This window comes from Rhizobium terrae, from assembly GCF_003425685.1.
In the GTDB taxonomy this organism is placed as follows: Bacteria; Pseudomonadota; Alphaproteobacteria; order Rhizobiales; family Rhizobiaceae; genus Neorhizobium; species Neorhizobium terrae.
Genome location: NZ_QJKM01000006.1, coordinates 215,446 through 236,192, shown reverse-complemented (window position 1 = coordinate 236,192; position 20,747 = coordinate 215,446). Strand labels below are relative to the sequence as shown.

The 20,747-nt window shown below is 63.7% G+C and carries 19 protein-coding genes; 6 read left to right on the top strand and 13 right to left on the bottom strand.

The genetic code is table 11. The features are described from left to right. Nucleotides 1-52: 52 nt before the first annotated feature. Both DMO26_RS13140 and DMO26_RS33670 read right to left on the bottom strand, forming a co-directional pair. Nucleotides 53-652 (bottom strand): SCO family protein, encoded by a 600-nt coding sequence (locus DMO26_RS13140; RefSeq protein ID WP_117192519.1) that lies wholly within the window; start codon nucleotides 650-652, stop codon nucleotides 53-55. Nucleotides 653-794: 142 nt separating this feature from the next. Beyond that, nucleotides 795-953 carry a hypothetical protein gene (locus DMO26_RS33670; RefSeq protein ID WP_162894868.1) on the bottom strand — a complete coding sequence of 53 codons (159 nt, stop codon included), beginning with the start codon at nucleotides 951-953 and terminating at the stop codon, nucleotides 795-797. Between the two features lie 283 nt (nucleotides 954-1,236). Here DMO26_RS33670 and DMO26_RS13130 point away from each other — a divergent pair, with 283 nt between their 5' ends. The 5 genes from DMO26_RS13130 to DMO26_RS13110 all read left to right on the top strand — a co-directional run bounded on the left by DMO26_RS13130 (nucleotide 1,237) and on the right by DMO26_RS13110 (nucleotide 6,689). Then, nucleotides 1,237-3,201 carry a methyl-accepting chemotaxis protein gene (locus DMO26_RS13130; protein ID WP_117192517.1) on the top strand — a complete coding sequence of 655 codons (1,965 nt, stop codon included), beginning with the start codon at nucleotides 1,237-1,239 and terminating at the stop codon, nucleotides 3,199-3,201. A 1-nt stretch (nucleotide 3,202) separates the two neighbouring features. Next, a complete protein-coding gene (locus DMO26_RS13125; RefSeq protein WP_037087389.1) occupies nucleotides 3,203-3,670 on the top strand; it encodes a chemotaxis protein CheW in 468 nt (155 codons plus the stop codon). Between the two features lie 205 nt (nucleotides 3,671-3,875). Next, complete coding sequence (locus tag DMO26_RS13120; protein ID WP_117192516.1) at nucleotides 3,876-4,199, top strand: hypothetical protein; 324 nt, start codon at nucleotides 3,876-3,878, stop codon at nucleotides 4,197-4,199. A gap of 230 nt (nucleotides 4,200-4,429) precedes the next feature. Beyond that, the gene (locus tag DMO26_RS13115) at nucleotides 4,430-4,759 is read left to right on the top strand and encodes a hypothetical protein (protein ID WP_117192515.1); all 330 of its coding nucleotides are present in this window, start codon (nucleotides 4,430-4,432) and stop codon (nucleotides 4,757-4,759) included. A 271-nt stretch (nucleotides 4,760-5,030) separates the two neighbouring features. After that, the gene (locus DMO26_RS13110) at nucleotides 5,031-6,689 is read left to right on the top strand and encodes an FAD-binding dehydrogenase (protein WP_117192514.1); all 1,659 of its coding nucleotides are present in this window, start codon (nucleotides 5,031-5,033) and stop codon (nucleotides 6,687-6,689) included. Here DMO26_RS13110 and DMO26_RS13105 read toward each other — a convergent pair whose 3' ends face one another. Together DMO26_RS13105 and DMO26_RS13100 are read right to left on the bottom strand one after the other, a co-directional pair. Then, complete coding sequence (locus DMO26_RS13105; RefSeq protein WP_117192513.1) at nucleotides 6,690-7,196, bottom strand: CreA family protein; 507 nt, start codon at nucleotides 7,194-7,196, stop codon at nucleotides 6,690-6,692. Nucleotides 7,197-7,284: 88 nt separating this feature from the next. Beyond that, nucleotides 7,285-7,875 (bottom strand): 3'-5' exonuclease, encoded by a 591-nt coding sequence (locus DMO26_RS13100; RefSeq protein ID WP_117192752.1) that lies wholly within the window; start codon nucleotides 7,873-7,875, stop codon nucleotides 7,285-7,287. Nucleotides 7,876-8,148: 273 nt separating this feature from the next. Here DMO26_RS13100 and DMO26_RS13095 point away from each other — a divergent pair, with 273 nt between their 5' ends. Then, nucleotides 8,149-8,688: a GNAT family N-acetyltransferase gene (locus DMO26_RS13095; RefSeq protein ID WP_117192512.1), complete on the top strand. Its 540-nt coding sequence runs from the start codon at nucleotides 8,149-8,151 to the stop codon at nucleotides 8,686-8,688. 3 nt (nucleotides 8,689-8,691) lie between these two features. On the opposite strand, the gene ligA is transcribed toward DMO26_RS13095, so the two are convergent. From ligA to DMO26_RS13050, 9 genes are all read right to left on the bottom strand, one after another. Beyond that, nucleotides 8,692-10,851, bottom strand: coding sequence for an NAD-dependent DNA ligase LigA (ligA, locus tag DMO26_RS13090; RefSeq protein ID WP_117192750.1), 2,160 nt, complete (start codon nucleotides 10,849-10,851; stop codon nucleotides 8,692-8,694). 84 nt (nucleotides 10,852-10,935) lie between these two features. Further along, nucleotides 10,936-11,469: a DUF6886 family protein gene (locus tag DMO26_RS13085; RefSeq protein ID WP_117192748.1), complete on the bottom strand. Its 534-nt coding sequence runs from the start codon at nucleotides 11,467-11,469 to the stop codon at nucleotides 10,936-10,938. 7 nt (nucleotides 11,470-11,476) lie between these two features. After that, nucleotides 11,477-13,150 (bottom strand): DNA repair protein RecN, encoded by a 1,674-nt coding sequence (recN, locus tag DMO26_RS13080; RefSeq protein ID WP_117192511.1) that lies wholly within the window; start codon nucleotides 13,148-13,150, stop codon nucleotides 11,477-11,479. Nucleotides 13,151-13,210: 60 nt separating this feature from the next. Further along, entirely contained in the window at nucleotides 13,211-14,077 is an 867-nt protein-coding gene (locus tag DMO26_RS13075) for an outer membrane protein assembly factor BamD (RefSeq protein ID WP_162894867.1), read from the bottom strand. A gap of 210 nt (nucleotides 14,078-14,287) precedes the next feature. Beyond that, a complete protein-coding gene (gene lpxC, locus DMO26_RS13070) occupies nucleotides 14,288-15,244 on the bottom strand; it encodes a UDP-3-O-acyl-N-acetylglucosamine deacetylase (protein WP_117192509.1) in 957 nt (318 codons plus the stop codon). A gap of 269 nt (nucleotides 15,245-15,513) precedes the next feature. Next, the gene (gene ftsZ, locus DMO26_RS13065; RefSeq protein WP_117192508.1) at nucleotides 15,514-17,328 is read right to left on the bottom strand and encodes a cell division protein FtsZ; all 1,815 of its coding nucleotides are present in this window, start codon (nucleotides 17,326-17,328) and stop codon (nucleotides 15,514-15,516) included. Nucleotides 17,329-17,414: 86 nt separating this feature from the next. Next, nucleotides 17,415-18,746: a cell division protein FtsA gene (gene ftsA / locus DMO26_RS13060; RefSeq protein WP_117192507.1), complete on the bottom strand. Its 1,332-nt coding sequence runs from the start codon at nucleotides 18,744-18,746 to the stop codon at nucleotides 17,415-17,417. Further along, on the bottom strand, nucleotides 18,743-19,675 hold the full coding sequence (locus DMO26_RS13055) for a cell division protein FtsQ/DivIB (protein WP_117192506.1): 933 nt from the start codon (nucleotides 19,673-19,675) through the stop codon (nucleotides 18,743-18,745). Before DMO26_RS13055 ends, ftsA begins: the two co-directional genes overlap by 4 nt. After that, on the bottom strand, nucleotides 19,663-20,589 hold the full coding sequence (locus tag DMO26_RS13050) for a D-alanine--D-alanine ligase (RefSeq protein ID WP_117192505.1): 927 nt from the start codon (nucleotides 20,587-20,589) through the stop codon (nucleotides 19,663-19,665). The genes DMO26_RS13055 and DMO26_RS13050 overlap by 13 nt, the downstream gene beginning before the upstream one ends. Between the last annotated feature and the right edge of the window lie 158 nt (nucleotides 20,590-20,747).

The window sequence follows — 20,747 nt, the reverse complement described above, 5'->3', positions numbered from 1 at the left end:
TTCGATCGGAGCGGAGAGGATTGCCACAGAAGCCCTGCCTGCTTCAAGGCTTTCAGCCCTTGATCAGGTTTTCGAGCTTCTTGACCGCCACGTCCGGATTTTCGCCATAGGCGATGGTGCCGGCAAAACGGCCGCCATTGTCGAGCAGGAAAACGGAGGCGGTGTGATCCATCGTGTAGTCGCCGTTCGGATCCTTCTCGTCGACCGGCACCTTCTTGAAATAGACCTTGAAGCCCTTGGCCATCTCCAGGACCTTTTCCGGTGGGCCGGAAATGCCCTTCACCCGGTCGGTGACATTCGAGATATACTGGCCGAGCAGTTCCGGGCTGTCGCGCTCCGGATCGATGCTGACAAAGAAACCGTTGAGCCTGGTGCCGTCGGGATCGACCTTGTGCAGCCAGCCGTTCAGTTCGAAAAGCGTCGTCGGGCAGACTTCCGGACAATGGGTGAAGCCGAAGAACAATGCCGTCGGTTTTTCCTGGAAGGCCTTTTCGGTGATCGGCTGGCCGTTCTGCGCCACGAGCTGGAAGGGGACGCCGAACGGGCCTTCGGCGAGCTGCTGTTTCGACTTCGTGATCGTCAGCGTCAGGAAAACGAGCACGCCGGCCAGCGCGACGACGGCAACCCAGAGGATGATGCGAAAGGTCTTCATGGAACTTCTCTTCAGGTCTCCTGCCGGCAGGTCCGGCCTCACCAATCGATGGACGAGCGATAGACCCGGCGCGGGGACGGCGCAATTCAACAAGTCGTTTTAAAAGAGGATCGCGCTGATTTGTCCCACGCCGCGGGCAAACTCAGAAGCACCAGGAAAGACCGGTCTCACCGAGCGTCAGGAGGATCGAGGCGCCGAAACGGAGCCAGCCGAAAAACGCAACGCCGCCGAGCGCCAGTAAGAGAAGACTTACGGCGGCAACGAGCGGCAGGCGCAGACCGGCGGACATGCTCTGGTTCATGCAGCTTATTCTACGAGGCTTTCCGCATTTGGCAAAGCCCCCTTGCAACCTTCGGGCAGGCTTAGCGGAAGATTAATACCTCTCTGAGACCTTATAAAGACGAAGGTGGTTTAGGGATTCGTTTCGCAAGCCAAAACCGATGCGATTGCAGCGGACCTTCCGGCGAAAGCCGGGGATGATCCCGATCTGGGCCGACATGACGTCGCCGGCAAAGCCCGCCTTCCTCTTCATATCATCTGCAAGACCCGCCGGATCCTTCCGGCCTCGCGAGGAATCCGAAAGCATGACGGCCCAGTCCACACGCAAGACATTCTCGGTGAACCAGCGCCTGTGGACGCTGGGAGGCTCGGCATTTGCCGGCATCGGCGCAATGCTCGCCGTCGGCTGGTACGAGGGCCGGCAGGTGAGTGCCGCCCTGGAGCGCGCGACCGAAATCCAGAACCAGGTCGACGTGGCGAACGAAATGCGCATCGCCAACCTGCAGCTCGTGCTGGCTGCGATGGACACCATCATCGACGCGGATGAAAAGCAGGTCCAGCCGGAACGCCTGCAGGCGATCAACGAATCGGTGAAGCAGCTTTCCGGCGGCGGCGCCAGCCTGCGTTCGCTCGCCGCAGAAATCGGCAAACCGACCAGCATGGCCACCTATGACGCGGACGTCGCGGAAGTCGGCAAGGCAATCCAGGTCGACCTCAAGCACCTCGTCGAAAGCGGTGCTCCCGATACGGAATACGCCAAGCTCGACGACGCCATCGACGGTGCGGGCGAGCGGCTGACCGACCTGCTGACCGATCTGGCGAACGGCGGCGAAAAAATCGTCAACGCCCGCGTCCGGGAGGCCAACGAGCTCTCGACCATGTCTCTGTATGTCCAGCTCGGCTGCGGTCTCCTGGCGCTCGCCGTCATGGCCCTTCTGCAGACCATCCACGGCGGGGCCATCCGGCGGGGGATCGACGGCGTTCGCCTCAGCATGCAGCGGATCATCGGCGGCGATTATGCGACGGCCGTGCCGGGCATCGACCGGGGCGACGAGATCGGGGACATGGCGAGGGCGACCGACGTCTTCCGCCTTTCGGCCGTCGAACGCCAGGCGCTCGAAGCCAATCTGGACGACGAACGCCGCGAGAACGAAACGCGCCGGCGGACGCGCGAGGCCGACCAGAAAGCCGAAGCCGAGGCGCTTCACTTCGCCGTCGATTCGCTGGCGGCAGCGCTGAACCGCCTCTCCGAAGGCGACCTTGCGGCATCGCTCGACCGCCCCTTCCGGGAAGACCTCGAACGGCTTCGGGGCGATTTCAACCGTGTCGTCGAACGGCTGCGCCAGACGATGTCGGAAGTCGCGACCAGTGCAAGTTCGATCGGCGCGAATGCGAATCAGATGCGCTCGGCTGCCGATGACCTGGCAAAGCGCACCGAACAGCAGGCGGCGGCGCTGGAACAGACCTCCGCGGCGCTCGAGGAAATCACCTCGACGGTCCGCAATTCCACCGCCCGCGCCGAAGAGGCGAGCGAGATGGTCGGCCAGACCAAGGCCTATGCCGAACAGTCCGTCGCCGTCGTCCGCGACGCGACCGCCGCCATGGGCCGCATCGAGGACGCCACCGCCGAGATCGGCAAGATCATCAACGTCGTCGACGAAATTGCCTTTCAAACCAATCTCCTGGCTCTCAACGCCGGCGTCGAGGCGGCCCGCGCTGGTGAGGCCGGCAAAGGTTTTGCGGTCGTGGCGCAGGAAGTGCGCGAGCTCGCCGGACGTGCCGCAGGAGCCGCAAAGGACATCAAGGCACTGGTGACCCGTTCGAGCCACGAGGTCCGCACGGGCGTCGATCTGGTCAGGGCAACCGGCGAAGCGTTGACGCGCATCGGCGACGACGTTTTGAAAATCGACGGTCACGTTCACGCGATTTTCACTTCTGCGCGCGAACAATCAACCGGACTGACAGAGATCAACACCGCGATCGGCCAGATGGACCACTCGACGCAACAGAATGCCGCCATGGTGGAGGAAAGCAACGCTGCAAGTCATTCGCTTGCCAGCGATGCGGAAACCCTCAACAGGCTGATCAGCCAGTTCCAGATCCGTGGTGGCAATGGCCCGCGCGTCGTCGATGTCGCGAACGCCTCCGCGTCAGCAAAACCCTCGCCCGCACTGAACTTGATGAACAAGCTCGCGGGAGCCTTCAGCAACAGCCCGACCTCCGCCAAGCCGAAGGCCGTGGGATCCACAGACAAATGGGAAGAGTTCTGACATGACGAATGCCATCAAACAGTCCGGCGCCTATCTCGAAATCGTCTCCTTCCACCTTGGAGACCAGGAATTCTGCATCGACATCATGGCAATCCGCGAAATCCGCGGCTGGGCGCCGGTCACCCCGATGCCGCACACGCCGCCCTACGTGCTCGGTCTCATCAACCTGCGCGGCGCGGTGATCCCGGTCATCGACATGGCCTGCCGCCTCGGCATGAAGATGACCGAGCCGTCCGAGCGTTCGGCGATCATCGTCACCGACATCGCCGGCAAGCTGGTCGGCCTTTTGGTCGAACAGGTTTCCGACATGATGACCATCCGCGGCGAGGACCTGCAGCCGGCTCCGGAAATCATTCCGGAAGCGCAGCGCGCCTTCTGCCGCGGCATCGTGGCGCTCGAAAAGACCATGGTCTGCTTCCTGAACCTCGACACCGTCATCGCCGACGAACTGGCGCGCGAAGCCGCCTGATCGTGAGCCTCGAAACGGCGCAGAATTGTGTGCCGATCTTCCGTCACACGTAAATGTGACGGAAGATTAACGCGTTGTAATAATTACATAAATTTAAGAATAAAGCCACGGAACCGCCACGTTACGGTCCGAGTTCTTCTGTCGCAAACGCCCAACCGAACCGCTTCAAAACTCTTCGGCTGGTTACGAAGATAGGAGAATGACCATGAACAAGGCTTTTGCTCTCGCAGTCCTGATGTCCGCCGCCGCTCTCGGTATGGCCCAAGCCCGCGACATGGGCGCGATGGCCAAACCCGCCACCGACGTCGCCATCGTCTATACCGATCCGGAAATCGACAACAGCGCCAAACGTCTCGACATACCCGAGTCCTTCGTCCATCCGACCCAGGCCATGGTCAATCAGGCCCAGGCCGAGATCCGGCATGATCCCTCGCTGCGCGCAGCGCTTGTCGGCCGGAACGTCGAACTCAACAACGTCGTCGCCATCGACACCGCCGCCGATGGCAGCCGGACGGTCTATGTCCGCTGACCGCCCGTGACGGGACGGGCCCGGCCCTTTCCTCCGGGCCCGCCCCCAATGCCGGTGCGATTGAAGAATAACGGTTCTGTATCCGGGCATAATCTTCATTTCCGGCGGAACAACAGCGACTCCTTGGCAGTTCCCCCATGATACCCCCGGGCGGCAGATCCTCCCCAGTGCCGGCCGGGACGAGAACCCGGGACGAAGCGACGCCCCGGGGACGAACAAGGAGAACCTCTATGAAAAAGGCAATCGTGTTTGCATCCATGATTTCGGTCGCCGGCATCGGCGGCGCGTTCGCGCAGGATCTTGGCCCGACCGCTCCGGCGCCCTCGGTCGATAAAGTGACTGTCGTCCATATCGACCAGACCGACGAGACGCGTTCTTCCACCAACAAGGTGCCGCCGACGCTGACAGTCCCGAATTCTCAGGCCGCACAGGCGGCGCAGGACGCGATCCAGTCCGATCCCAAGCTCCTGGCCGCCCTTGCCGCAAAGAATGTCGAGCTGCAGAACGTCGCCGGCATCGAAACCGCCGCCGATGGCGGCAAGATCGTTTACGTCCGCTAAAGCAAGTCGCGCAAAAGTGTGCAGCGGTTTTGCGACAACGGCATGCATAAAAACAAGAACCTGAAGCGCGGCAAGCGGATCTGAAAGATCGCGACGCGCTTTGAGAGACGTCGCCCGCCCATTCACGACCGGGTTCGCGCCGCGAGCCCGGTTTTCTTGAGCCCGGTTTCTTACGGGCAGGGCAATTGACTTGCACCACACCGCATGACTGTATCTCAGTCGGAAAAGATCAGCACGGGTTGCTGTCGGTCGGGCTTTGGGAGGAGCGGGATTGAGTCAGGCGGCGGATGCCATCATCGTTGGCGCAGGCCTCGCGGGGCTTGTGGCCGCGACCGAACTTGCCGATGCCGGCCGCTCGGTGATCATCCTCGACCAGGAACCGGAACAGAATCTCGGCGGACAGGCCTTCTGGTCGCTCGGCGGGCTCTTTCTCGTCGATTCGCCGGAGCAGCGGCGGATGGGCATTCGCGATTCGCTCGACCTTGCCTGGCAGGACTGGCTCGGCACCGCCGGCTTCGACCGCGAAGAGGATCATTGGCCCCGCGCCTGGGCCGAGGCCTATGTGGCCTTTGCGGCGGGCGAAAAACGCTCCTGGCTCCGGCAGATGGGACACCGCATCTTCCCGGTCGTCGGCTGGGCCGAACGCGGCGGCGGGCCGGCGACCGGCCACGGCAATTCCGTGCCGCGCTTTCACATCACCTGGGGCACCGGACCGGGCGTCGTCGAGCCCTTTGCGAACCGTGCCCGCGAGGCCGAGAGCAAGGGCAGGATACGTTTCCTCTGGCGGCACCGGGTCGATCACCTGATCACGACCGGCCGCGCGGTAACGGGCGTTTCCGGGACCGTTCTGGAGCCGAGCGGGGCGGTGCGCGGCGCCGAAACGTCTCGGACCCCTGTCGGGGATTTCGAGATGAGCGCTCCCGTCGTCGTCGTTGCCTCCGGCGGCATCGGCGGCGACCATGACCTCGTGCGGAGGAACTGGCCGACGCGCTTGGGATTGCCGCCCGGCTTCATGGTCTCCGGCGTGCCGAAATACGTGGACGGGCGGATGATCGGTATCGCGCAGGCCGCCGGAGGGCGCGTCATCAATCCGGACCGGATGTGGCATTACACCGAAGGGCTGAGGAACTGGAACCCGATCTGGGAGAACCATGGCATCCGCATCCTGCCCGGCCCCTCCTCCCTATGGTTCGATGCGGCCGGAAAGCGCCTGCCCGCACCGTTCTTCCCCGGCTACGACACGCTCGGTACGCTGCAGCACATCATGCGGACGGGTCATGACTATTCCTGGTTCGTCCTCAACCAGAGCATCATCCGCAAGGAATTCGCGCTGTCCGGCTCCGAGCAGAACCCGGACCTGACCGGCCGCGACTGGAAGCTCACCGCGCGGCGCGCGATCGGCAAAAAGGCGACCGGCCCGGTCGAGGCCTTCAAGGAGCACGGCAGCGATTTCGTCGTTGCCGGGACACTTGCCGAACTCGTCGCGGGCATGAACCGGCTGGCCGGCAGCGACCTGCTGGATGTCGCCGAGATCGAACGGGAGATCGTCGCCCGCGACCGCCAGATCGGCAATCCGTTCGGCAAGGACGCGCAGGTGATGGGGATCCGCAATGCCCGCCGCTCGCTCGGCGACAAGCTGGTGCGCACCGCGAGACCGCATCGCATCCTCGATCCGGCGCACGGGCCGCTGATCGCGGTGAAACTCAACATCCTGACGCGCAAGACGCTGGGCGGGCTGGAGACCGATCTTGCCGGGCGGGTGTTCGGGACCGACGGCGAAACCATCCCCGGCCTTTATGCGGCCGGAGAAGCAGCGGGTTTCGGCGGCGGCGGCATGCACGGCTACCGCTCGCTGGAAGGCACGTTCCTCGGCGGTTGCCTGTTTTCCGGCCGCACCGCCGGCCGCGCGGCGGCCGAAGCCACCGGCTGACTATTTCGGCTTGCCGTTTTTCCAGGCGACGTTCTGGCCGTAGAGCGGGATGGTGGAGATCGCCATCTTGGCCGAGCCGTCCACCACCTGCCGCGAATGGGCGAGATAGATCAGCGTATCGTTCGCCTTGTCATAGATGCGCTTGACGAGCAGGTCCTTCCAGATCAGCGACCGCCCCTGCCGGAACACTTCTTCGCCGGCCTTGCCGAGCTCGATCTCGCCGATCTCGATCGGGCCGGTCTGGCGGCAGGCGATCGAATTGTTGGACGGATCCTCGAACCAGTTGCCGTTCTTCAGCCGGTCGATGATGCCGCGCTCGAAATAGGTGACATGGCAGGTGACGCCCTTGATCTGCGGATCGGCGACCGCCTCGACGATGATGTCGTTGCCGATCCAGTCGACCCCGACCTCGCCCACCACCTGGGCGGAAACGGGCGCGGCAAAGACGCCGACGGCAAGGGCGGCAGCGGAGAGAGACGAAGTCAAACGGGGCACGGGCTGTTTCATGGGGGGCAAAGCTCCGGTAAACGATCCGTGATCTGAGATAAGATGCGCCGGCGCGGTTACAAGCGGCGCCGATGCTGCGGCGGCGAACCTACGTCTTCCGGAACGTGCAGGGCGCGTAACCATCGGAGTAAAGCCGGCCCGCCCGCATGCCGATCGCGGGCGCAACATCCCGCACATGCGCCACGTCCAGCGCCCGTGCAATGGCGATCGAAGCTTCGGCGCAGACGGCCGCATCCTCTGCGGCATTGTGATGCAGGAAGCTCAGCCCGAGATGGCTCGCCAGGATATTCAGCTTGTGGGAGATGAGATGCGGCCAGACCTTCTGGGCCATCTTGACGCTGCAGAGATAGGAAAGCTCCGGATAGCTCTGGCGATAGACATCGAGACAGGCGCGCCAGACGCTGAAGTCGAAGGCCGCATTATGGGCGATCATCGTCGCGCCGCGAAATTCGTCGACGAATTCGTCCATCACGTCCGGAAATTCGTCCGCATCCTCCACATGTTCCGGCCGGATGCCGTGGATGGCGACGTTGAAGGACGAAAAGCGCATGTCCTTCGGCCGGATCAGCCGCTCCTCGACCCGCACCACCTGCCCGTCCTCGATCCAGGCAAGCCCCACCGAACAGGCACTGCCGCGCTGCTCGTTGGCGGTTTCGAAATCGATGGCGATGGTTTTCAAAGGCTGGTCCCGAATCAGTGTCGAAGACCTTCTATAACCGGAATTCGATTCGGCAAAGATGACGAGCCCCTCTTGACGGCACGGTGCTTGTCTGAGAGCCTGCGAGCCATGATCAGCTTCGTCGCCCATATGCAGCTTACCACGACCATTCGCCCTGCAGGGCGCGTGGCGGGTTTGGCGCGTTAGCCGATCATCCGTCACCCACCCTGCCGAAGAAATGGCAGGGTTTGGATCGCTCCGCTCTGCCTCGGCGCAAGACCAAGGAGAGCAAACATGTCGGATTTGGATAGTCCACCTTTGGATCCCGAGGCGCGATGGCCGGAGGGCCTGTCGATCCGCGCCCGCACGCCCGCCGATGCGGCGGCGATCGCCGGACTTCACAATCTGCCCGGTTATCGATACGGCACGCTGCGCACGCCGCACCACACGCCGGAAGAGATCCGCAAGGTGCTGGAAAATCCCGCGAGCAACTCCTTCAGCCTCGTCGCCGAACTGGATGGCCGGATCGTAGGCGATTGCGGGCTGACCCGTTTTACCAATCCCCGCCGCGCCCACACCGGCAGTATCGGAATGGGCGTCCATGACGCCTATCAGAGCCGCGGCATCGGCAGCGCACTGATAGGCGAAGCCCTCGCCATTGCCGATCGCTGGCTGAACCTCAAGCGGGTCGAGCTGACGGTCTACATCGACAACGAACCCGCGCTGGCGCTCTACCGGAAATTCGGCTTCGAAGTCGAAGGCCATCTCAAGATGTTCGGTTTCCGCGACGGCGAATATATCGATGCCTACCAGATGGCGCGGCTGAGGGCCTGATGCTCAGCCGCCGATGAAGGCCAGCCATTCGTCCTCGTCCATCACCTCAACGCCGAGCTCCCTCGCCTTGTCGAGCTTGGAGCCGGCGCCAGGGCCGGCGACGACGTAATCGGTCTTCTTGGAGACCGAACCGGCAACCTTGGCGCCGAGGCTTTCCGCCCTCGCTTTCGCCTCGTCGCGGGTGAATTTTTCGAGCGAGCCGGTGAAGACCACCGTCTTGCCGGCGACGGGGCTGTTTGATGCAGCGATCTGCTCGGCCGCCTGCGGCGTCACCTGGCGGGTGAGCTCGGTGATCACCTCGACATTGCGGGGCTCCTTGAAGAATTCGACGATGGCGCGCGCGACGATCTCGCCGATGCCCTCGATATTGTTGAGATCGGCCCAGGCGTCGCCGCTGAACTCCGCCGCCTCCTTCATGGCCTTCTCGAAATCCTCATAGGTACCGTAGGCGCGCGCCAAAAGCTTGGCGGTCGTTTCGCCCACATGGCGAATACCGAGCGCGTAGATGAAGCGATGCAGGGCGATGGTGCGCCGCTCGTCGATCGCATCGAACAGTTTTTTGACGCTGACCTTGCCGAAACCTTCGATATTTTCGAGCTTCGTCAGCGGCGAATCTTCCTGCCGCTTCTTCAGCGTGAAAATGTCGGGCGCCGTACGCACCTGCAGGGCCGGGTCGTCGCTTTCGAAGAAGAAATCGATCTGCTTGGAACCGAGGCCCTCGATATCGAAGGCGTTGCGTGAAACGAAGTGTTTGAGGTGCTCGACCGCCTGCGCCCGGCAGACGAAACCGCCGGTACAGCGGGTGACCGAATCGAGCTTGCCGGTCTTCTCGTTCTTCTCGCGCACCGCATGACTGCCGCAGACCGGACATTTCTTCGGAAATTCGTAAGGCACGGCTTCCGGCGGGCGCTTTTCCATCACGACGTCGAGCACCTGCGGGATGACGTCCCCTGCCCGCTGGACGATGACCGTGTCGCCGATGCGGATATCGTGTTCCTCCTCGCGGATGCGCTCGCCGGAATTGCCGATGCCCTTGATGTAATCCTCGTTATGCAGGGTCGCATTGGTGACGACGACGCCGCCGACCGTGACCGGCGTCAGGCGCGCGACGGGCGTCAGCGCGCCCGTGCGACCGACCTGGATGTCGATCTTCTCCACATGGGTGAAGGCCTGCTCGGCCGGGAATTTATGCGCCGTCGCCCAGCGCGGGCTGCGCGAGCGGAAACCAAGCCGGGCCTGAAGGTCGAGCCGGTCGACCTTGTAGACGACACCGTCGATCTCGTAGTCCAGATCGGGGCGTTTCAGGCCGATATCGGTGTAGTGGGCGATGATGTCTTCGACGGAGGTGAGCCGCTTCATCAGCGGATTGACCGGAAAACCCCATTCCCTGAATTTTTCCACCATGCCCATCTGGGTATCGGCCGGCATTTCCGACATTTCCCCCCAGGCGTAAGCGAAGAATTTCAGATTGCGGCTCGCCGTCACCTTCGCGTCGAGCTGGCGCAGCGATCCGGCGGCGGTGTTGCGCGGGTTTACGTATGTCTGCTTGCCTTCCGCCGCCATCTTCTCGTTGAGCGCCAGGAAGTCGCTCTTGGTCATATACACCTCGCCGCGCACCTCGACGACATCGGGCGCCCCGGCCGGCAGGCGGTTCGGGATCTCCCTGATGGTCTTGATGTTTTCCGTGACGTTTTCGCCGGTCGTGCCGTCGCCGCGGGTCGCCGCGTTCACCAGCCGGCCCTGCTCGTAGCGGATCGACATGGAAAGACCGTCGATCTTGGGTTCGGCGGTAAAGGCGATCGAACCGTCCGGAAGCTGACCGAGGAAGCGATAGACGGAGCCGACGAAATCGCGCACGTCCTCGTCGGAGAACGTGTTGTCGAGCGACAGCATCGGCCGCGAATGGGTGATCGGCGCAAATGTCGGCAGCGGTGCTGCACCGACGCGGATCGACGGACTGTCGGCGCGGATGAGCTGCGGAAAGCGCTTCTCGATCGCATCGTTGCGCCGCTTCAAGGCGTCATAGTCCGCATCGGAAATCTCCGGCGTGTCATGGCCGTGATAAAGCTCGTCGTGGCGGGCGATTTCAGCCGCGAGGAAGGCGAGCTCGGCTGCGGCCTGTTCCTCGGTGAGGTTATCGACGGGCGTTTTTTCGGCGGGCATGGTGATCGGCTCCTCGGACATGGCGGAGTCGTTTTTTAGAGCATTTTTGGGGGATGGGAAGAGAAGCGGCGGGAGAAGTGGCCCTCACGCCTTGTCCCAGCTCGACGCATTGCGAAGCCTAATGCCGCTGACATGCAGGCTTGTCTCCCAAAGGGGCTTCAACGGCCCAAGGCTGTCAACGATCCTGAGATCGACGCCGCGCTGGGCAAATTCATGATCGAGCCGGGACAGGCTGACCAATTGCAGCGGAACGACCGTCCGCCGGGCCACCCACATGCCGGCATCGTCAAGATCTTCGAAATCGCCTGGCGGCAATTCATAGCGGTGGATCGTTTCGCCCAGCAGCCGGTCGAGCCAGGCGCGTTCGATATAGGCAGCCGCCCGCCACTCTCCGAGCCATGTCCGCCGCTCGTCCGCGAGCGTGTTCGGTTTCGCCCATACGAGAATGCGGGGACAGTCGCGTGGAAAAAGATACATGAAATCGTGGGCGTCATCGATCGCCCAGACGAGCGGGCCGTTCAGCCATTCCCGGCCGGGCGGCCGGCAAGACGGAACCTGGACCGGCCGCGGGTCGAAACGCGCAATGGCCGGATCGTCACTGAAATGGAAAAGCCGCACGGGCCGATCAGCCATTGCCCGAAAGCAGCCGCTTGGCGGCCGCCCTTGCCTCGTCCGTCACCGAAGCCCCGGCCAGCATGCGGGCGATCTCTTCGGTGCGATGCTCCGGCTCCATGGTCGCGACGCGGGTGGCGATCTTGTCGGAGCCCTCGCCCGCCGGTCCCTTCGAGATCAGGAGATGCGTGGCGGCGCGCGCCGCGACCTGCGGCGCATGGGTGACGGAAAGCACCTGCACCTTGTCGGAAAGCCGCTTGAGGCGCTGGCCGATCGCATCGGCGACCGCGCCGCCGACCCCCGTGTCGATCTCGTCGAAAACCAACGTCGGGGCCGAGCCACGGTCGGCGAGCGCCACCTTGAGCGCCAGCAGGAAACGGGAGAGTTCGCCTCCCGAAGCGACCTTCATGATCGAGCCGGGGCGCGTGCCGGGATTGGTCTGCACGTGGAATTCCACCGTGTCGATGCCCTCGGCCGTCGCCGCATCCGCATCGCTCGCGACCTCGACCATGAAACGGGCGCGTTCGAGCTTCAGCGCCGGCAGCTCGGCCATGACGGCGGCGGCCAGGCCTTCGGCGCCGTGACGGCGCTTTTCGGAAAGCTCGACGGCGGCACGATCGTATTCGATCTTGGCCGCGGCGGCGATCTTTTCCAGTTCGGCAAGTCTTTCCTCGCCGGCATCGAGATCAGCAAGATCGGCCACCATTTTCTCGGCGAGCGCGGGAAGATCGGCGACAGCGACCGAATATTTGCGGCCGGCGGCGCGCAATGCAAACAGCCGCTCCTCGACGCGCTCCAGCTCGCGCGGATCGAACTCGGTGCGGCGGAGCGCGGCCTCCACCTCCATCTGCGCGTTGGAAAGATGATTGAGAGCCTGGTCGAGAAATTCGACGGTCTCTTCGAGCAGGCCCGGCGCTTCGTGGCTCTTTCGCTCCAGCCGCCGCACCAGCGAGGCGATGAGCGGAACCGGCGAGGCATTGCCGTTCAGGAACTCCGACGCTTCCGAAATGTCGCCGGCGATCCGCTCGGACTTCTGCATGCGTGAACGCTGTTCGGCGAGCTCGTCCTCCTCGCCGTCCCGCGGCGAGAGCGCCTCCAGCTCCTCGACCGAAGCTCGGATGTAATCGGCTTCCCGGGCGGCCGCTTCGACCTTGGCACGATGCGCCTTGAAGGCGCGCTCGGCGTCCCTCCACGTCCGGTAGAGGCCGGACAAGCGCTGCACCTCGTCGCCGAGGCCCGCAAACGCGTCGAGCAGCATGCGGTGGGCATCGGTGTCGATCAGCGCCCGGTCGTCGTGCTGGCCGTGGATCTCGACCAGAAGCTGGCCTGCCTGGCGCATCAGCTGCACACTCACCGGCTGGTCGTTGATCGAGGCGCGGGTGCGGCCGTCGGCCGACTGGATACGCCGGAAGATCAGGTCGCCGTCATCGTCGATTCCGTTTTCGCGCAGTAGCCTGCGGGCGCCATGATCGCCGGCGACGTCGAAGACGGCCGTCACCTGGCCTTTGTCCTCGCCGTGACGCACCAAGCCGCCGTCGCCGCGGCCGCCGAGCGCCAGCGACAGGCTGTCGAGCAGGATGGACTTGCCGGCCCCGGTTTCCCCGGTCAGCACCGAAAGGCCGGTCTCGAAGGCAAGATCCAGCCGCTCGATCAGAACGATATCGCGGATCGACAACTGGATCAGCATGGTTCCTCGATCTCGCGCTGTCTAAACCTTATGCGCCCCTGGTCTCACCCGTCCAGGCCCTTACGCACCGATGAGCTTCGCCCCGGCGCGCGAAATCCACGAGCCGCGATTCTCACGAGGCTGGACGCCGCCGCCCTGCAGAAGCTTGAAGGAATCGGAATACCACTGGCTGTCCGGATAGTTGCGGCCGAGAACGGCTGCCGCGGTCTGCGCCTCCTCGACGATGCCCATCGCATAATAGGCTTCGACGAGACGGGCCAGCGCCTCCTCCACCTGATTGGTATTCGGATATTGCTCGACCACGGTCCGGAAACGCTGGATCGCGGCAAGATATTCCTTGCGCTCCAGGTAATAACGTCCGATCTGCATTTCCTTGCCGGCGAGCTGGTCGCGCGCATAGCGGATCTTGGCCTGGGCGTCCTCGACATATTCCGAATTCGGATAGTCCTTCACGACCTTGTTCATCGCCTCGATGGTGCGGTTGGCGGCGCGCTGGTCCTGGGTCACGTCGGCGATCTGCTTGGAATAGGCAAGCCCGACCAGATACTGCACATAGGCCGAATCCTGCGACTGCGGATACTGGCTCATGTAACGGTTGCCGGTGGCGATGGCCTCGTCGTTGCGGCCGAGCCGGTATTTGGTGAAGGTGCTCATGACGAGCGCCTTGCGGCCCCATTCGGTGAACGGGTTCTGCCGGTCGATCGCGTCGAACTTGCGCCCCGCCTCCGAAAGGTTGCCCGCCTTCATATTGGCAAGGCCCTGATTGTAGAGCACTTCCGGCTGCTCGGTCTCCAGACCGAGCTTGGTGATGTCGATATCCGGGTCCGACTGGCAGGCCGTCACGCCAAGGCCGGCGCCCAACAGCGCCGCCGAGACAAGCATCATCCTTGCCGTCCTACGCATCCCAACAGACCTTACATGGTTCATTCGACAGTTCCTGATCGTCCCGCGCGTGAAAAGCCCGCTGCCCCGAGAGGCCGTTCTAGCCATAAAAGCAAAGGGAGAGCAACGCAATGCTGTCCCATTCATACATTTTTGTGGCATCCCTCGCCGTCATCGCCCTCTTTCAAAAAGAAAAAGGCCGCTTCCGAAGAAGCGGCCAGGGCAATCGGCGGAGCCGACCGGGTCAAAACTCTCTCACGCGAACCAGGGCGTCTGTTCCGGCACGCTGACCGGAACGAATTCGCCGGCCCTGACGCGGGCGGAACGGGAAGACGGGGCCTCGACGATCTCGTAAGCCGTCGGATCGCTCATCAGCGCCTTCAGCGCATTGGCGTTCATCTTATGACCGCCGCGATAGGAGCGGTAGCAGCCGATGAACTGCGCGCCAGCGAGCGCCAGATCGCCGACGGCATCGAGCGTCTTGTGGCGGACGAACTCGTCCTTGAAGCGCAGGCCCTCGACATTGACGACCGTGTCGTCGTCGGAGATGACGACCGAGTTTTCGAGCGACGAGCCGAGTGCATAACCGGCGGCCCACAGGCGTTCGACGTCGCGCATGAAACCGAAGGTGCGAGCGCGCGACAGTTCCTGCTTGAAGGTTCCGGCGGTCAGCTCGCCTTTCCAGCTCTGGCGGCCGATCAGCGGCGAGGCAAAATCGATCTCGACCTCGAAGCGGGTGCCGTCATGCGGCCGGAACTCCGACCAGGACGCACCCGAATCGATGCGCACCGGCTTCAGCACGCGGATGTAACGGCGCTTGGCGCCGAGATTGACGATCCCCACCTGCTCGATCGCTTCGATGAAAGGATGGGAACTGCCGTCCATGATCGGCATTTCCGCGCCGTCCACTTCCACCACGACATTGTCGAGGCCGAGCGCATAGAGCGCCGCCATGACGTGCTCGATCGTCGCGACCCACTTCGCCGGCGAGGTGCCGAGAACGGTGCAGAGATCGGTCGGACCGACCTGCGCGGACAGGGCGCGATATTCAACCGAGCTGCCATCCGGGAAAGCACGGCTGAAGACAATGCCGGTTCCGGCTTCGGCAGGCTGGAAGGTGATGCCGACATCGGCCCCAGAATGAACGCCGATGCCCTTCAGGCTCACGGGAGCGGCGATGGTGGTCTGGAAACCGAGTAATCCGATTGTCATTCTGCTGCCTTCTTTTCATCGGACCCATGAAGGAAAAGGATCCGAACTTTTTTGCGCCTCTTATTCAGCCGAACGTTGCGTCGGCCGGTCCCTTTCGGCGTCTTTCCAGTATCCTTCATACGCAGCCTTCCGGTACATTCCAAATCACTGTTCGTTTCGGATTGTTACGTTGTTAACCCTCAGGGACTGTTGGTAAAACGCCGAGAGGCCCGGATCGTTGATCCGGGCCTTCGTCACTTTTCTTAACCGCCGTTAACTCAGTTCGCCTCTCAGTTCGATTGACGGCGCAGGAAGGCCGGGATCTCGAGCTGGTCGTCGTCGTGGTGAGCCTGCGGGACGGCACGGCCATGGTCGTCGAGATTGCCGCGGCGCGGTGCGTAGAGGCTCGCTTCCGGCGACAGGGGACGGCGCTGCTGCGAGGCTGGAGCGGGCGCCGAAGCGGTCATGTCGGAATTCACCGGCTCTTCCTCCTCGCGGCGACCGAGCGAGCTCGTGATCCGCTTCAGGAGGCCCATCGGGCCGCGTTCCTCCTGGACATGCGGCACGGCCTGAGCACGGTGATCCATCTCGGCCTTCACGACCGGCGGGAAATCCTCGACCTTCGGCATGCGGACCGGTTCGACGACGGAGGAAACCGAAGGAGCGATCGGTTCGCGGAAGACCGGAGCGGCCGGACGCGGAGCCGCCGGCTGACTCATGACCGGAGCCGGCTGCGGCTGGACGTGAGCCTGCATCGGCGCCGGCTGCGGTGCCGGACGGTTGACGACCGGAGCAGGAGCCTCGACCGGAGCGGATGCGAAGATCCGGCTCTGCGGGCGGAACTCTTCCTGCATCGGCTGCATGACCGGCTGCGGAGCCGGTGCGGCACGCGGCGGCTCGCTGATGGCGAGTTCGCGTTCCATCTCGGCTTCGGCCAGGCGGATCTGCTCGGCGATCGGATCGATGGCGGGCTGCTGGGCGACCGGCTGCGGTGCCGGAGCGGCCTGCATCACCGGAGCGGGCTGCTGCATGACCGGAGCCGGCTGAAGGGCCGGTGCGGACGGTACGGCGGCGGACGGCCGGATGATCGGCTTGGCTGCGGCGCGCATTTCAGCGGCTCGCAGATCGACCGAGGCGGCACCGCGATCGATGCCGGTCGCGACGACCGACACGCGGATCAGGCCTTCGAGCGCTTCGTCGAAGGTCGCACCGAGGATGATGTTGGCGTCCGGATCGACTTCCTCGCGGATGCGGGTCGCGGCTTCGTCGACTTCGAAGAGGGTGAGGTCGCGGCCGCCGGTGATGGAGATCAGCAGGCCCTGGGCGCCCTTCATCGAAGTCTCGTCGAGGAGCGGATTGGCGATCGCCGCCTCGGCCGCCTGCATCGCGCGGCCCGGACCGGAGGCTTCGCCGGTGCCCATCATCGCGCGGCCCATCTCGCGCATCACCGAGCGGACGTCGGCGAAGTCGAGGTTGATCAGGCCTTCCTTGACCATCAGGTCGGTGATGCAGGCGACGCCCGAATAGAGAACCTGGTCGGCCATCGCGAAGGCGTCGGCGAAGGTCGTTTTGTCGTTGGCGATACGGAAGAGGTTCTGGTTCGGGATGACGATCAGCGTATCGACCGACTTCTGCAGTTCCTGGATGCCCGATTCGGCAAGCCGCATGCGGCGCTGGCCTTCGAAGTGGAACGGCTTGGTGACGACGCCGACGGTCAGGATGCCCTTGGAGCGGGCGGCCTGCGCGACGACCGGCGCAGCACCGGTGCCGGTGCCGCCGCCCATGCCGGCGGTGACGAAGCACATATGGGTGCCGTGCAGGTGATCGACGATCTCGCCGATGCATTCTTCGGCCGCCGCGCGACCGACTTCCGGCTGCGAACCGGCGCCGAGACCCTCGGTGACCTGGACACCCATCTGGATGACCTTTTCGGCCTTGGTCATGGTCAGCGCCTGAGCGTCCGTATTGGCGACGACGAAATCGACGCCTTCGAGCCCGGCAGTGATCATGTTGTTGACGGCGTTGCCGCCGCCGCCACCGACGCCGAACACGGTAATCCGAGGCTTGAGCTCGGTAATGTCAGGCTTTTGCAGCTTGATGGTCATTGCACCAGTTCCTTCTCTCTCTGGCCGCATCGCCGCCGGCCAATTCATTCCAATTCTTCCCTGACGCGCCGGGCTTCACCCGGCCGTCAAAAACTTTCCTTCAGCCACTGGCCGACCCGGGCCAGCCTGCCGTTGCCATTGCCGAGCGAAGCCATCAGGCCGCTCTGCGAAGCATGCGTCTCCATGTCCGCGACCTGCGGATAGATCATCAGGCCGACCGCGGTCGAAAAGGCCGGTCCCTTGGCCGCCTGCGGCAGGCCGGAGACACCCATCGGACGGCCGATCCGGACATTGCGCGCCAGGATGCGGCGGGCGGTTTCCGAAAGGCCGGTCAGCTGGCTGGCGCCGCCCGTCAGCACGACGCGCTTTCCGACGATCGGGCTGAAGCCGGATTTCTGGATGCGGTCGCGGATCAGCTCCAGCGTCTCCTCGATGCGGGCGCCGACGATCCGGGTGACCAGCGAGCGCGGCACCTGGGTCGGCTGATCGCGGTCGTCCTCGCCGATCGGCGGAACCGAGATCACGTCGCGTTCGTCGCCGCCGTTCGCCAGAGCGGAACCGTGCACGACCTTCATGCGCTCGGCATCCTCGATCCGGGTCGAAAGGCCGCGCGCAAGATCGGTCGTGACGTGATGGCCGCCGAGGCTGATGGCATCGGTATGAACCAGCTTGCCTTCGGCAAAGACCGAAATCGTGGTGGTGCCGCCGCCCATGTCGATCGCCGCGCAGCCGAGTTCGACCTCGTCGTCGACGAGGGCCGCAAGACCGCTGGCATAGGGCGTGGCGACGATGCCTTCGACCGAGAGATGAGCCCGGTTGACGCATAGTTCGAGGTTCTTCAGCGTCGCGCGCTCGGCCGACACGACATGCATGTCGACGCCCAGCGCATCGCCGAACATCGCCAGCGGATCGCGGATGCCGCGCTCGCCGTCGAGCGAAAATCCGGTCGGCAGGGAGTGAAGGATGGCGCGATCCTGGCGCAGCGACTGCTGGCTTGCCGATACAAGCACCTTCTTGAGGTCGGCCGCCTCGACTTCCTGGCCGCCGAGATCGATCGTCGCCGTGTAGACGTCGCTCGAAAGCCGTCCGGCGGAAATGTTGACGATCAGGCTGTCGACGGTAAGGCCAGCCATCCGCTCGGCGGCATCGACCGCCAGACGAACGACGCTTTCGGCCGCATCGAGATCGGCGATCACGCCGGACTTCACGCCCCGCGAGCGCTGATGGCCGATGCCGATGATCTCGATATTGTGGGTGCGGCCCGGCAGGACCTGGCTTTCCTGGCGCGGCGTCAGCCGGGCGATCATGCAGACGACCTTGGTCGAACCGATATCGAGCACCGACACGACGTGGCTGCGCTTCGAGGAGAGCGGCTTCATGCGCGGCAGACCGAAATGGGAAGAACCGAACATGCTCACGACTGCTCTCCTGCCTTCTTCAGCGCCTTGGCGCGTGCATCGATCGCGTCCCTGCGACGCGCGGCGGCGGCCTCGGTGAGCTGGATGGTCGTGCGGTCTTCCAGACGCAGATCCACCGAGGCGATGTCCCGCTCCAGCACGCGCTGCTCCTTTTCGAGCCTGGCGAGCACGCTCAACGCCTTGCCGACATTCGCCTCCGGCAGCTTGAGCACGACGCCGTTGTCGAGATGCAGGTCCCAGCGGCGGCTTGCGACCCGCACATAGGCCTTGACCCGGCCCTTGAGTTCCGGCCAGGCCGACATCTCGTTTTCGAAGGAAGCTGCATCCGTCTCCGCGTCCCGACCGACGAACAGCGGCAGCGACGCGAATTTGTTGTCGCGCAATGGCGCAATCACGCTGCCGTTCTTTTCGATCAGCGACAGTTCCGAGCCATGCTGCCAGATACCGAAAGCCTGACGTTCCTTGAGCATGACCTCGATCGTCCGCGGATAGACCTTGCGAACCTCGGCATACTGGACCCAGGGCAGATCGGAGAGCTTGCGGCGGGCCGCATCGATATCGAGCGCGACCAGAGACGTGGTGCCGTCGAGGCCGAGAAGCTGGAGAATGTCGATTTCGGAGGTCTGGTCGTTGCCGGAAACCCGGACGTCCTCGATCGCAAAGCCGACAGCTGCCGTCGTCGCCTGGGCGACCGTATGGCCGTGGCCGCCGAGCGACATGCCGTAAAGACCGACCACCGCAAGGAAACCGAAAGTCGAGACGGTGCCGGTATGGGCCGGAATATGGATGCGGCCGGTCGCAAGGCTGACGCAGAAGCGGACTGCCCGGCGAAGCGGACGCGGAAGAACCCGGCGCTCATCGGCACCGAGATAAAGAGCCTGAGAACGGCCGCGCGGTCTGCCCGCTCTATTGCCGATCAACGCAAACACGTAGCGTCCTCCACCATCCACCGGACGAGCTCACCAAACGAGTGACCGGCATGCGCAGCCATTTCAGGCACCAGGGAGGTGGGGGTCATGCCCGGCTGGGTATTGATCTCGAGCCAGATGACCTCGCCATTCTCGGAGAAACGGTCGTCGTAACGGAAGTCGGAGCGACTGACGCCACGGCAGCCCATCGCCTGATGCGCCTTGAGCGCTAGTGTTTGAATCTTTTGGTAAATATTCGGTGAAATTTGCGCCGGAATGACGTGTTTCGAGCCACCCTCGGCATATTTCGCATCGTAATCGTAAAAGGCGTGGTTCGTGGGTACCACCTCGGTCACTCCGAGCGCCACGTCGCCCATCACGCCGCAGGTCAGCTCACGGCCATAGACGTACCGCTCGACCATCACGCGCTCGCCGTAACGCCACTCCGAGGAGCCGATCACCTGCGGCGGATGCGATTGATTCTCCTGCACGATCACCACGCCGAAGGACGAGCCTTCGCGCACCGGCTTCACCACGTAGGGCGGCTTGATCGGATGCGTATTGCCGATATCGAACCGGTTCACCACCTTGGCCTCGGCAACCGGAATGCCGGCAGCCTTGGCGACATGCTTCGCCTGCTGCTTGTCCATGGCAAGCGCGGACGCCAGCACGCCGGAATGGGTATAAGGAATCTGCAGATATTCGAGAATACCCTGGATCGTACCGTCCTCGCCGAACGGCCCGTGCAAGGCATTGAAGGCGACGTCGGGCTTCAGGTCGGAGAGAACCGCGGCGACATCCCGGCCGACATCAACGCGGGTTACGCGATAACCCTCGCCTTCGAGCGCATCGGCGCAGGCATTGCCCGACGACAGGCTGACAGGCCGCTCGGAGGAAAATCCTCCCATCAGAACAGCCACGTGCTTGTCGGTCATCGCTCACTCCTGCAAAAATGATTTCACTCTAAACTTGGACGCTTGCGCGAGGCTTTTCCTTTGGCCCCGCCCTTTACCGGGCGACTCTCCTGATATCAGGCATGACTGCATTAGTGCCCGAACATGGTTAACGGACCGTTAACTTTGATTAACCCGAT